Genomic DNA, 12,242 nt, shown 5'->3' with positions numbered 1-12,242 from the left:
TGGTTTCCCTACTTGTACATCGTCTGGTTCATGGTCCCGGGGGCGTAGACGTCCGGGTCGATCCATACGTTGATCAGCGCCGGCTTGCCCGACGCGCGGGCCCGCTCAAGCGCGGGACGGATGTCGTCCGGGTCGCGGACCTCCTCGCCGTGACCGCCGAGCATGCGCGCGAACTCGTCGTACCTGACGTCGCCGAGGGTGTTGCCGACCCGGCCCCTGGCCTCGCCGTACTTGGCGGCCTGGCCGTAGCGGATCTGGTTCATCGAGGAGTTGTTGCCGACGACGCCGATGAACGGCAGGTCGAAGCGGACCATGGTCTCGAAGTCCCAGCCGGTGAGGCTGAAGGCGCCGTCGCCGAACAGGGCGACCACGTCCTTGTCCGGGCGGGCGTGCTTGGCCGCCATCGCGAACGCCACGCCGACGCCGAGGGTGCCGAGCGGGCCGGGGTCCATCCAGTGGCCCGGCGACTTCGGCTGCACGACCTGGCCGGAGAAGGTGACGATGTCGCCGCCGTCGCCGATGTAGATGGTGTCCTCGGTGAGGAACTCGTTGATCTCGTGGACGAGCCGGTAGGGGTCGATCGGGCGGGAGCCGGAGAGCTGGCGGGGCAACCGCTTCTCGAACGCCTTGGTCTCGACCTCGCGCAGCTCCTCCATCCACCTCTTGCGCCGGGCGCTGCCGTTGTCCTCCCTGCCGGTCGCCGCGGCGGCCGCGCCCGCGAGCACCAGGCCGGCGTCGCCGACGATGCCGAGGTCGATGTCGCGGTTCTTGCCGACGGTGCGGTAGTCGAGGTCGACCTGCACGACGGTCGCGTCGTCGGACAGCCGCTTGCCGTAGCCCATGCGGAAGTCGAAGGGCGTCCCCACGATGATGATCAGATCCGCGTTGGAGAACGCGTACCGCCGGGAGAGCTGGTAGTGGTGCGGGTCGCCGGGCGGCAGCGTGCCCCGGCCCGAGCCGTTCATGTACGCCGGCACGTTGAGCGCGCGGACGAAGTCGACGGCGTCGGCGGTGGCCCTGCACGTCCACACCTGGCTGCCCAGCAGGACGCAGGGCTTCTCGGAGTGGGCGATGAGGTCGCCGAGGCGCTCGATCGCGGCGGGGTCGCCGGCCTGGCGCGTGGAGGCGCGGTAGTGCCCCGCCTTGGGGATGCGCGCCTTGTCGAGCGGGACCGTGGCGTCTAGCACGTCGCGCGGGATCTCCAGGAACGACGGCCCCGGCGCGCCGTGGTAGCACTCGCGGAAGGCCATGGACACCAGGTCGGCCACCCGCTCGGTCGAGGGGACCGTCGCCGCGAACTTGGTGATCGGCGTCATCATGTCGACGTGCGGGAGGTCCTGCAGCGAGCCCATCTTGTGCTGGCTGAGCGCGCCCTGCCCGCCGATCAGCAGCATGGGGCTCTCGGCCCTGAAGGCGTTGGCCACGCCCGTGACCGCGTCGGTGGTGCCGGGGCCGGCCGTCACCACCGCGCACCCGGGTTTGCCGGTGATCCGCGCGTAGCCGTCGGCGGCGTGCGCGGCCACCTGCTCGTGGCGCACGTCAATGACCTCGATGCCCTCGTCGACGCAGCCGTCGTAGATGTCGATGATGTGGCCGCCGCACAGCGTGAAGATCACATCGACGCCCTCAGCCTTCAGGGCCTTGGCCACGAGGTGACCGCCCGAGATGCGCTCGGGGGCGGGCTCTGCGGGCTGGGTCACTGCTTGGGACATCGGGTCCATCCTTTCAAAGTGCATACTGCATACCGTATGAGAGCCATCGTTAACCCCCTCGCGACGTGTTGTCCAGACCCATTCACGGCGGCTCTCGCGCCGATGTGACCGCGAAGCCCGCCCCACGAGGGGATCGGCGCCCGGTCGCCGCCAGGATCCTTGACCCGAACTTTTCCATACTGTATACCGAATACAATCATCGACGCGAGACCGGAGCTGCTTCATGAAGGTCGCTGTTCTTGGCGCCGGTGCCATCGGCGCGTACGTGGGCGCCGCCCTGCAGAGGGCGGGCGCCGAGGTGCATCTCGTCGCCCGAGGGGCACATCTCGCCGCCATGCGCGAGTCCGGTGTGCGCGTGCTGAGCCCCCGGGGCGACTTCACCGCCCACCCCCACGCCACCGACGACCCGAGCGAGATCGGGCCGGTCGACCACGTCTTCCTCGGGCTGAAGGCCAACGCCTACGCGGCGGCCGGGCCGATGGTCCGCCCCCTGCTCCACGAGACCACCACCATCGTCGCCGCCCAGAACGGCATCCCCTGGTGGTACTTCCACCGCCTGCCCGGCCCCTATGAGGGGTACCGCGTCCAGAGCGTCGACCCGGACGGGGCGGTCACCGCCGCGCTCCCCCTGGAACGCGCGATCGGCTGCGTCGTCTACGCCGCCACCGAGATCGAGGCCCCCGGCGTGGTCCGCCACCTCGAGGGCACGCGCTTCTCGATCGGCGAGCCCGACGGCTCCCCGTCCGGCCGCTGCGCCGACTTCAGCGCGGCCATGATCGAGGGCGGGCTCAAGTGCCCGGTCGAGCCCGACCTGCGGCAGGACATCTGGATCAAGCTGATGGGCAACATCGCGTTCAACCCGATCAGCGCGCTGGCCCGGGCGACCATGGCCGGCATCTGCCGGCACCGCCGTGCCCGGGAGCTGGTCGTGGCGATGATGCGCGAGACGGTCGAGGTGGCCCGGCGGGTCGGATGCGACCCGAACATCTCCATCGAGCGCCGCATCGCCGGGGCCGAGCGGGCCGGCGAGCACAAGACCTCCACCCTCCAGGACCTGGAGAAGGGCAAGCCGCTGGAGCTGGACGTCCTGCTGTCGGCGGTGGTCGAGCTGGCAGACCTGACCGGCACCGAAGTGCCCGCGCTGCGCTCGATCCACGCGGTGACCGACCTGTTGGACGAGCAGGTGCGGCGCAACCTTGTGCCCGCGTCCTAGGAATACATACCGTAGATTGCATACGGTATTCTCTGATCCACCCCGCCCGGAGGACACGCCCGTGAAGAAGAACCGAGCCGAGCACTACGACCGGCTGACCCACCCCCTCGTGCGCGAGGACGGCGTCCTGCGGCGGGCCACCTGGGAGGAGGCGCTCGACCGCGCCGCCGAGGGCTTCCGCCGCAACATCGGCCGCCACGGCCCCGACGCCTTCGCCATGCTGTCGTGCGCACGCTCCACCAACGAGATGAACTACGTGGCGCAGAAGTTCACCCGCGTCGTGGCCGGCACCAACAACGTCGACTCCTGCAACCGCACCTGCCACGCGCCGAGCGTCGCCGGCCTGTCGGCCGCCTTCGGCAGCGGCGGCGGCACCTCCTCCTACCAGGAGGTCGAGGACGCCGACGTCATCGTCCTGTGGGGGTCGGCCGCGCGCGACGCCCACCCGATCTTCTTCCACCACGTGCTCAAGGGCGTGCACAAGGGCGCCAGGATGTTCGCCGTCGACCCCCGCCGCACCGGCACGGCCCAGTGGGCCGACCGGTGGCTCGGGCTGAACGTCGGCACCGACATCCCGCTCGCCCACGCGGTCGCGCGTGAGATCATCCACGCCGGCCTGCGGAACACGGCCTTCATCGAGCGCGCCACCACCGGCTACGAGGAGTTCGCCGCGTCCGTGGAGCCCTGGACGCTCACCGCGGCCGAGCAGGTGACCGGGGTGCCCGCCGAGGCGATCAGGGAGCTCGCCCACACCTACGCCCGCGCCGACCGCGCCCAGCTCTGCTGGACCCTCGGCATCACCGAGCACCACAACGCGACCGACAACGTGCGTGCGCTCATCAACCTGTCCCTGCTCACCGGCCACGTCGGCCGGTACGGCTCGGGCCTGTCGCCGCTGCGCGGCCAGAACAACGTGCAGGGCGGCGGCGACATGGGCGCCATCCCCAACCGGCTGCCCGGCTTCCAGGACATCCTCGACCCGGTGATCCGCGCCAGGTTCGAGCGGGCCTGGCAGGTGCCGATCCAGCCGAGGTACGGGCTGAACCTCACCGAGATGCTGGAGGCCATGGCCGAGGGCGAGGTCACCACCTGCTACCTCATCGGCGAGAACCCCGTGCAGTCCGAGGCCGACTCGCTGAGCTGCGTCAAACGGCTGAGCATGCTCGACCACCTCGTCGTCCAGGACATCTTCCTCACCAAGACCGCCCAGATGGCCGACGTCGTGCTGCCCGCCGGCGCGGCCTGGTGCGAGAGCGACGGCACGTTCACCAACAGCGAGCGGCGGGTGCAGCGCGTGCGGCAGGCGATCACTCCCCCGGGCGAGGCCCGTGACGACATCTGGATCCTGTGCGCCCTCGCCCGCCGCCTCGGCCACGACTGGAACCACGACAGCGCCGAGCAGGTGTGGGACGAGGTCCGCGCGCTGTCGCCCGCGCACACCGGGATGACCTACCAGAGGCTGGCCGACCTCCAGGGCATCCAGTGGCCGTGCCCCTCGGAGGACGGCCTGGAACCCCCGTTCCTGCACGGGCGGCTGTGGGAGAGCGACCCGGCACGGCGCGGCCCCGCCGCCCCGTTCGCCGTCCTGCGCCACTCACCCCCCGTCGACCTGCTCGACGAGGAGTACCCTCTTCGCCTCACCACCGGCCGCACGCTCGACTCCTACAACACCGGCGTGCAGTCGTCCGGGTTCGCCTCCCCGCTGCGCCAGGGCGAACGCGTCCAGCTCTCCCCCGAGGACGCGGCCCGGCTCGGGCTGGCCGAGGGCGAGAAGGCCAGGATCAGCTCGCGGCGCGGCTCGGTGGTCGCGCCGGTGCACATCGACCCCGGCCTGCGCCCCGGCCTGGTCTTCATGACCATGCACTTCCCCGACGAGGTGGACACCAACGCCCTCACGATCGAGGCGACCTGCCCCATCGCCGGGACGGCCGAGTTCAAGGCGGCGGCCGTCCGCGTCGACAGGCTCGTCCCCGCCCAGGCCGGGTGAGGGGCCGTGGACCTCAGGTTCCGCGACGCCGAACCCGCCGACGAGGAACGCGCCGCCGTCGACGCGGTCCTCGGGCCGCCCCCCTCGTCCTGGCACGGCGGGCGGCGCACCGACGAGGACCTCCGGTTCGCCTCGGGAGGCCACGCGGCCCGCGAGCGGCGTGACCTCCTGCTGCCGGCGCTGCACGCCGTCAACGACCGCGTCGGGTGGATCAGCGAGGGCGCCCTCGACTACATCTGCCGCCGCCTCACGGTGCCGCCCGCCGAGGCGTACGGCGTCGCCACGTTCTACTCCCTGCTGTCGCTGAAGCCGCGCCCCGCCCGGGTGCTGCACGTCTGCACCGACCTCGCCTGCCACGCGCGCGGCGCCGAGGACGTGCGGCGGCACGTCCAGGAGCGGCTCGGCCCGCCCGGCACCTCATGGGTGGCCGCCCCCTGCCTGGGGTTGTGCGAGCGCGCCCCCGCCGCCCTGACGCTGGAGGCCGGCGCCCCGCCCCGGGCCACCGTCCACGCCCCCGCCGAACCCGCCCCCGGAGCGCCCGGCGGGGACCAGGTCCTCGTGGCGCGGGAGGAGCCCGCGGCCGAGGAGGCGGTGCCGCAGGCGGGGGACCCGGGGCTCGTGCTCCTGCGTCGCGTCGGCGTCGTCGATCCGGCGAGCCTGGACGCCTACCGTGCGACCGGAGGCTACGCCGCGCTGCGCAGGGCGTTCGAGCTCGGACCCCTCGGGACCATCCGGGAGATCGAGGAGTCCGGGCTCGTCGGACGGGGCGGCGCCGCCTTCCCCGCCGGGCGCAAGTGGGCGGCGGTCGCGGCCCAGCCGGTCCGCCCCCACCACCTGGTGTGCAACGCCGACGAGAGCGAGCCCGGCACGTTCAAGGACCGGGTGCTGATGGAGGGCGACCCGTACGCGCTGGTGGAGGCCATGACCATCGCGGCGTACGCCACCGGCTGCGCCAAGGGCCACCTCTACATCCGGGCCGAGTACCCCCGCGCGACGGCCCGCCTGCGGCACGCGATCGCCACGGCCCGGGCGCGCGGGCTGCTCGGCGAGGACATCCTCGGCCACGGGTTCGCCTTCGACATCGAGATCCGCCGCGGCGCCGGGGCCTACATCTGCGGCGAGGAGACGGCCATCTTCAACTCGATCGAGGGCTACCGGGGCGAGCCGCGCAGCAAGCCCCCGTTCCCCGTCGAGAAGGGGCTGTTCGGCAAGCCCACTTTGGTCAACAACGTCGAGACGCTGGTCAACGTGCCCGCCATCCTCCTGGGCGGCGGGGCCGCCTACGCGCGGACCGGCACCAAGGGCTCCACCGGCACCAAACTGTTCTGCGTCTCCGGCGCCGTGGCGCGGCCGGGGGTCTACGAGCTGCCGTTCGGGGCGACGCTGCGCGAGCTCCTCACGCTGGCCGGCGGTACGCCCGCCGGCCTGCGGGCCGTGCTGCTCGGCGGGGCGGCCGGGGCGTTCGTCGGCCCCGGCGACCTCGACATACCGCTCACCTTCGAGGGCACCCGCGCCGCGGGCGCGACGCTCGGCTCGGGCGTCGTCCTGGCGCTGGACGCCGGCGCCGACCTGGCCCGCATCCTGCTGCGCATCGCCGAGTTCTTCCGGGACGAGTCCTGCGGGCAGTGCGTGCCCTGCCGCGTCGGCACCGTACGCCAGGAGGAGGCGCTGCACCGCCTCGGCCGCGCCCCGAGGGCCGAGGACCTCACCCTGCTCCGCGAGGTGGGCCAGGCCATGCGCGACGCGTCGATCTGCGGCTTAGGCCAGACGGCGTGGAACGCGGTCGAGTCCGCCATCGACCGCCTGGGCGCCTTCCCCCTGTCCGTCACCACCCCCACCTCCCCGGAGCCGTCATGACGCCCCCGCACCGCCCCATCGGCCGGCCGAACAGCGCCCCGGCGCCGACGGTGGAGTCCCCATGAGCGTCCCGCTGCCGCCGCCCCGGCGCCTGGTCGAGCTGACCGTGGACGGCGCGCCCGTGCGGGTGCCAGCAGGGGCCACGATCCTCGACGCGTGCGGCGGGGCCGGGCAGGACATCCCGACCCTGTGCTACGGCGACACACTGACCCCGAAGAACGCCTGCCGGGTCTGCGTGGTGGAGGTCGAGGGCTCCCGCACCCTCGTCCCGGCCTGCTCGCGAAAGGCCGAGGCCGGGATGGTCGTCGGCACCTCGACCGAGCGGGCCCGGCACAGCCGCAAGATCGTGCTGGAGCTGCTCGCCTCCTCGGCCGACCTGTCGGCGACGCCGGGCGCGGCCGGCTGGATCGAGGAGTACGACGCCCGGCCCGCCCGGTTCGGCGCCCAGGCGGCCACCGTCGAGCAGCCGGTGAAGGTGGACAACGACCTCTACGTCCGCGACTACGGCAAGTGCATCCTGTGCTACAAGTGCGTGGACGCCTGCGGGGAACAGTGGCAGAACACCTTCGCCATCGGCGTGGCCGGCCGGGGGTTCGACGCGACGATCTCCACCGAGTACGACGCCCCGCTCACCGACTCGGCCTGCGTCTACTGCGGCAACTGCGTGGAGGTCTGCCCGACCGGGGCGCTGTCGTTCAAGAGCGAGTTCGACATGCGGGCGGCGGGCACCTGGGAGGAGTCCCGCCAGACGCGGACGACCACCATCTGCAGTTACTGCGGGGTCGGCTGCAACCTGACCCTGCACGTCCAGGACAACCAGATCGTCAAGGTGACCTCGCCGCACGACAACCCGGTGACCCACGGCAACCTCTGCATCAAGGGCCGCTTCGGCTACCAGCACGTCCAGAACGTCCGCCCCGAGCCCCCCGCACGGCCGGCGCCCGAAGCCCCGCAGGACGCCCTCGCCTCAGGATCCGACGTCCCGAGGGCCGCCTCCGGTTCGCGATCCCCGGGGAGCGCGCCGTGAGCAGGGTGACGGTCCGGCGGCCGATCCTGCGGCTGCGCGACGAGGCCCTGTCGCGGCGGGTCGACGTGCTCGCCGCCGAGGAGCCGCTGGAGATCCGGCTGGACGGCCGCCCGCTGACGGTCACCATGCGGACCCCGGGCGACGACTTCGACCTGGCCGCCGGCTTCCTGGTCAGCGAGGGCGCCGTCGGCTCCCCCGGCGAGATCGACTCGATCCGCTACTGCGCGGGCGCCACGCAGGACGGGAGCAACACCTACAACGTGCTCGACGTCCGCCTCGGCGGCGGAGCGGTGGCCCTGGTCACCTCCATGGAACGCAACTTCTACACCACCTCGTCCTGCGGGGTGTGCGGCAAGGCGTCGCTGGACGCGGTCCGCACCGTCGCCCGCTGGCCGGTCGACGACGACCAGCTGCGGCTGACGGCCGCCGTGGTCGCCACGCTCCCCGACCGGCTGCGCGCGGCCCAGCGGGTGTTCGACCGCACCGGCGGCCTGCACGCCGCCGGCCTGTTCACCGCCGCGGGCGAGCCTCTGTGCGTACGTGAGGACGTCGGCCGGCACAACGCCGTGGACAAGATCCTCGGGTGGGCGCTGCGCGACGGCAGGCTCCCGCTGCGGTCGACGGTGCTCATGGTCTCCGGCCGCGCGTCCTTCGAACTGGCGCAGAAGGCCGTGATGGCGGGCATTCCCCTGCTCGCCGCCGTCTCGGCCCCCTCGTCCCTGGCCGTCGAGCTGGCGGCGGACGCGGGCCTGACCCTCATCGGCTTCCTGCGCGGCGGCTCCATGAACGTCTACACCCGGGAGGACCGCCTCACCTTCCCGCTTTGACATGGCGGCTCCACGAACGACTGCGTCGGCGGGCCCGTGAACATCGCCGTCACCCTCTGAACGCCACGAGAGCGGGACGCGACCGTCAGGGGGCGCCGAGGAGGTGGTCGCGGAGGAAGTCGTTGGTGAAGGTGCCGGTGGGGTCGAAGTGGGCGACCAGATCCCGGAAGTCCGGCAGCCGCTCGTACCGGGACCGCAGGACCTCCGGGGCGACCGTGAAGAGTTTGCCCCAGTGCGGCCTGGCCTCGAAGGGGGCCAGCCGCTCCTCGATCAGGCCCAGCACGGGCAGCACCGCTGCGGGGTCCTTGATCCAGGTGAAGTGGATCGCCACCGACTCCCGCCCGTAGGCGGTGCTCAGCCACAGCCGGTCGGCGGCGACCGTACGGATCTCGGAGATCTGCAGGACCGGGGCGATGTGGTCACGCAGGCCCGCGAGCGCGCGCAGCGCCGCCACGGCGTGCTCCCGGGGCACCAGGTACTCCGACTGGAGTTCCTCCCCGGCGCTCGGCGTGAAGTCGGGGCGGAAGTGCGGCAGCCGCTCGAACCACGGCCCGGGGACGCCCGCCTGCCGCGTGCAGTGGACGGCGGACACGCCGGGCACGGGGTGCCGGGGCCCGTCCGCCATCGTGGCCCCGAAGAACGGGTTCCCGGCCCCGTCCGCCGTGGTGGCCCCGACGGAGCCCGCCGGAGCCGGGTCGCCCGCCCTTGACGCGTCGGGAGCGGGCGAGGCGTCCAGGCGGTGCTTGACCCACGCCTGGTCGATCACCGACGTGCGCCAGCCGGTGAACAGGCTCACGCTGTAGGCGCTGGAGAAGACGTCGTCGAAGTGCTCGTCCAGCACCTCACCTGCGAGTCCCTCGTAGACGTACTGCCGCACGTCGAACGCGGGCACGAGGTCCAGGGTGAGGCTGACGACCGCTCCCAGGGCCCCGAGGGCCACGACGGCCCCCTCGAACCGGTCTCCGTCGGTGTCCCGGCCGAGGACCACCACGTCGCCGCCCGCGGTGACCATCTCGATCGCCGAGACGGCCGTGGCGAGGTTCCCGTTGGCGTCGCCCGAGCCGTGGGTCGCGGTGGCGCAGGAGCCGGCGACCGAGATGTGCGGCAGGGACGCCAGGTTGCGCAGCGCGTAGCCCTCGGCATGCAGGCGGGCGCCCAGCTCGGCGTACCGCACGCTCGCGGCGACCTTGACGGTGGCCGAGGCGCTGTCGATCTCGATCGTCCGTGGCAGCCCGTCGAGCGAGACCAGGGTGCCCGCCGAGTCGGCGATGGCGTTGAAGGAGTGCCCGCTGCCGAGGACGCGGACCTCGCGGCTTCGCGAGACGAGGCCGCGCAACTGCGAAAGGGACGAGGGCCGGTCCACGTGCTCCGCGCGGAACACGATGTTTCCCGCCCAATTTCTCACTTTGTCAGTCACTTGCTGCCTATTCTCCGACTTCGAGGGCGTGTGGCCAGATCAGCCGCTTCTTGCACCCTAGAGGCAACGGTTCCGGCGGCGGGAGCCCCGGTCGCGATCACACCGGGCTCTGGGAGCGGAAAGCCCGCCGTCTCAGGGGCGGGGACCAGGTGTCCGTGGAAAGCGGAAAGCCCGGCCCCTTGGACGGGGACCGGGCTTCACCAGGGGTGGAGCTATGGGGATTCGAACCCCAGACCTCCTCCATGCCATGGAGGCGCGCTACCAGCTGCGCCATAGCCCCTTGTCGCCGCTCCGGGTAATCCCGTCGCGGCGCTCCGAGAGCATATAGCGACTTCCCGCGGTTCGCCTAATCGGCAGGTCGACCCCCTGCCGGAGGCGGCCCGCGCAGCCCGGAAACCGGGCCCGCACCAGCCCCTCCCCACCCGAAACCACCCGCACCGACCCCCCAGCGCCGAGCGGCGTCCGGGACGGGCCGCGCCCGGGGCCGGGTCAGCCTTCGGCGGGGGGTGTCTCGGGGCGGTCGTCGCTGTTCACCGGCTCGGGCAGCGTTCCCGCGTTGTGCTCGACGAGGCGCCAGCCCTTGCGGCCTTCGTGGATGACCGACCAGGAGCAGTTCCCGACGCCGCCGAGGGCGGGCCACAGCTCCTCGGGCAGGCCGAGCAGCCGGGCCAGCCCCAGCCGGATCGCCGCCCCGTGGGAGGCGATCACGAGCAGCCCGCCGTCCTCCAGCCGGTCCACCCAGCGCCGGGTGGCGGCGGCGACGCGGTCGGCGACGTCGGTCACCATCTCGCCGCCGGGCGCCTGCCAGTCGGCGTACTCCACCGGCCAGCCGGCCGCGATCTCGGCGCGGGTCAGGCCCTCCCACTCGCCGCCGCCGCGCTCGCGCAGGTCCTTGTCGACCATGACGTCGAGCCCGACGAGCTTCCCGAGCGCGGTGGCGGTGTCGTGGGCGCGCCGCAGGTGGGAGGAGACGATCAGCGAGGGCCGCAGGGAGGCGAGCAGCGAGGCGGCCCGATCGGCCTGGGCGATCCCCGTCTCGTCCAGGTGGATGTCGGTGTGCCCCTGAAAGCGCTGCTCGACGTTCCACAGCGTCTGACCGTGGCGCCAGAAGACGACCCGCCGCCCGCCGTGCCTCCCTTCACTCACCAGACGTCTCCCGGCTCCGCTGGGACTGGCCCTGGGTGACGCTCTCGGGAAGCGAGATCGACGGGCAGTCCTTCCACAGGCGCTCGAGGGAGTAGAAGGTGCGATCTTCCTCGTGCTGGACGTGGACCACGATGTCCAGGAAGTCCAGCAGTACCCAGCGGCCTTCCCGTTCCCCCTCCCGGCGGACCGGCTTGGCGTGGGCGTCGGTCCGCAGGCGCTCCTCGATCTCGTCGACGATGGCGCGCACCTGGCGGTCGTTGGAGGCGGAGCAGAGCAGGAACGCGTCGGTGATGACGAGCTGCTCGCTCACGTCGTAGGCGATGATGTCATCCGCCAGCTTCTCGGACGCGGCCTCGGCGGCGAGCCGGACGAGCTGGAGGGACTTCTCCGATGCGGTCACGATGTGGGTTGTTCCTCCTTGTGAGGGATACGCGGTCCAGGTTCCATTATCAGGATGCCCGGTAGAGCCCCCGCTTGTTGATGTACTGAACAATCCCGTCGGGAACGAGATACCAGATGGGTTCTCCCCCCGCCACCCGCTCCCTGCACTCCGAAGAGGAGATCGCGAGCGCCGGTATCTCGATGAGGCTGACCTTTCCCTCAGGCAGTCCCGGGTCGTGCAGGACGTGACCCGGACGAGTACAGCCTACGAAATGTGCCATGGTGAAGAGCTCGTCGACATCACGCCAGCTCAGGATTTGCGCCAGGGCGTCGGCGCCGGTGATGAAGTACAGCTCCACGTCCGGCTCGTACAGCGCGGCGATCTCACGGAGCGTGTCGATCGTGAACGTCGGCCCGGGCCGCTCGACGTCGATGCGGCTCACCGAGAACCGGGGGTTGGACGCGGTGGCGATGACCGTCATCAGGTACCGGTCCTCCACCGCGGAGACGATCTTGTCCGCCTTCTGCCAGGGCCGCCCGGTCGGGACGAAGACCACCTCGTCCAGGTCGAAGTGGTGGGCGACCTCGCTGGCCGCGACCAGGTGACCGTGGTGGATCGGGTCGAAGGTGCCGCCCATGATGCCAAGCCGCCTGGTGGGAGCCCCATTCCTCATG

General features: G+C 72.0%; 10 protein-coding genes and 1 tRNA gene. 5 read left to right on the top strand and 6 right to left on the bottom strand.

The window, feature by feature from the left end:
* Positions 1–8: 8 nt before the first annotated feature.
* The gene (locus tag NYZ98_RS17810; RefSeq protein ID WP_262843924.1) at positions 9–1,712 is read right to left on the bottom strand and encodes a thiamine pyrophosphate-binding protein; all 1,704 of its coding nucleotides are present in this window, start codon (positions 1,710–1,712) and stop codon (positions 9–11) included.
* Positions 1,713–1,935: 223 nt separating this feature from the next.
* Between NYZ98_RS17810 and NYZ98_RS17805 the strand changes: the two genes are divergently transcribed.
* The 5 genes from NYZ98_RS17805 to fdhD all read left to right on the top strand — a co-directional run bounded on the left by NYZ98_RS17805 (position 1,936) and on the right by fdhD (position 8,623).
* Positions 1,936–2,925: a 2-dehydropantoate 2-reductase gene (locus NYZ98_RS17805; protein WP_262843923.1), complete on the top strand. Its 990-nt coding sequence runs from the start codon at positions 1,936–1,938 to the stop codon at positions 2,923–2,925.
* Positions 2,926–2,986: 61 nt separating this feature from the next.
* Complete coding sequence (locus NYZ98_RS17800) at positions 2,987–4,912, top strand: molybdopterin oxidoreductase family protein (protein ID WP_262843922.1); 1,926 nt, start codon at positions 2,987–2,989, stop codon at positions 4,910–4,912.
* Positions 4,913–4,918: 6 nt separating this feature from the next.
* A complete protein-coding gene (locus tag NYZ98_RS17795; RefSeq protein WP_262843921.1) occupies positions 4,919–6,769 on the top strand; it encodes an NAD(P)H-dependent oxidoreductase subunit E in 1,851 nt (616 codons plus the stop codon).
* A 61-nt stretch (positions 6,770–6,830) separates the two neighbouring features.
* Positions 6,831–7,796, top strand: coding sequence for a 2Fe-2S iron-sulfur cluster-binding protein (locus tag NYZ98_RS17790; RefSeq protein ID WP_262843920.1), 966 nt, complete (start codon positions 6,831–6,833; stop codon positions 7,794–7,796).
* Positions 7,793–8,623 carry a formate dehydrogenase accessory sulfurtransferase FdhD gene (gene fdhD, locus NYZ98_RS17785; protein WP_262843919.1) on the top strand — a complete coding sequence of 277 codons (831 nt, stop codon included), beginning with the start codon at positions 7,793–7,795 and terminating at the stop codon, positions 8,621–8,623. The genes NYZ98_RS17790 and fdhD overlap by 4 nt, the downstream gene beginning before the upstream one ends.
* Before the next feature lie 85 nt (positions 8,624–8,708).
* Here fdhD and NYZ98_RS17780 read toward each other — a convergent pair whose 3' ends face one another.
* The 5 genes from NYZ98_RS17780 to nadD all read right to left on the bottom strand — a co-directional run bounded on the left by NYZ98_RS17780 (position 8,709) and on the right by nadD (position 12,241).
* Positions 8,709–10,040, bottom strand: coding sequence for a D-arabinono-1,4-lactone oxidase (locus NYZ98_RS17780; protein ID WP_262843918.1), 1,332 nt, complete (start codon positions 10,038–10,040; stop codon positions 8,709–8,711).
* 207 nt (positions 10,041–10,247) lie between these two features.
* Positions 10,248–10,320, bottom strand: a tRNA-Ala gene (locus NYZ98_RS17775).
* 209 nt (positions 10,321–10,529) lie between these two features.
* Entirely contained in the window at positions 10,530–11,186 is a 657-nt protein-coding gene (locus NYZ98_RS17770) for a histidine phosphatase family protein (protein ID WP_262843917.1), read from the bottom strand.
* A complete protein-coding gene (rsfS, locus tag NYZ98_RS17765; RefSeq protein WP_262843916.1) occupies positions 11,179–11,586 on the bottom strand; it encodes a ribosome silencing factor in 408 nt (135 codons plus the stop codon). The genes NYZ98_RS17770 and rsfS overlap by 8 nt, the downstream gene beginning before the upstream one ends.
* 49 nt (positions 11,587–11,635) lie before the next feature.
* On the bottom strand, positions 11,636–12,241 hold the full coding sequence (nadD, locus tag NYZ98_RS17760) for a nicotinate-nucleotide adenylyltransferase (protein ID WP_262843915.1): 606 nt from the start codon (positions 12,239–12,241) through the stop codon (positions 11,636–11,638).
* Position 12,242 lies beyond the last annotated feature (1 nt).

The organism is Sphaerisporangium corydalis (assembly GCF_025506355.1).
Taxonomy (GTDB): domain Bacteria; phylum Actinomycetota; class Actinomycetes; order Streptosporangiales; family Streptosporangiaceae; genus Sphaerisporangium; species Sphaerisporangium corydalis.
Note: the sequence above shows the minus strand (reverse complement) of the source record. Positions and strands in the feature narration are given on the sequence as shown.

Coding starts and splice junctions, on each gene's coding strand:
- NYZ98_RS17790 (WP_262843920.1), top strand. CDS start 6,831: ATGAGCGTCCCGCTGCCGCCGCCCCGGCGCCTGGTCGAGCTGACCGTG.
- NYZ98_RS17810 (WP_262843924.1), bottom strand. CDS start 1,712: ATGTCCCAAGCAGTGACCCAGCCCGCAGAGCCCGCCCCCGAGCGCATC.
- NYZ98_RS17805 (WP_262843923.1), top strand. CDS start 1,936: ATGAAGGTCGCTGTTCTTGGCGCCGGTGCCATCGGCGCGTACGTGGGC.
- nadD (WP_262843915.1), bottom strand. CDS start 12,241: ATGAGGAATGGGGCTCCCACCAGGCGGCTTGGCATCATGGGCGGCACC.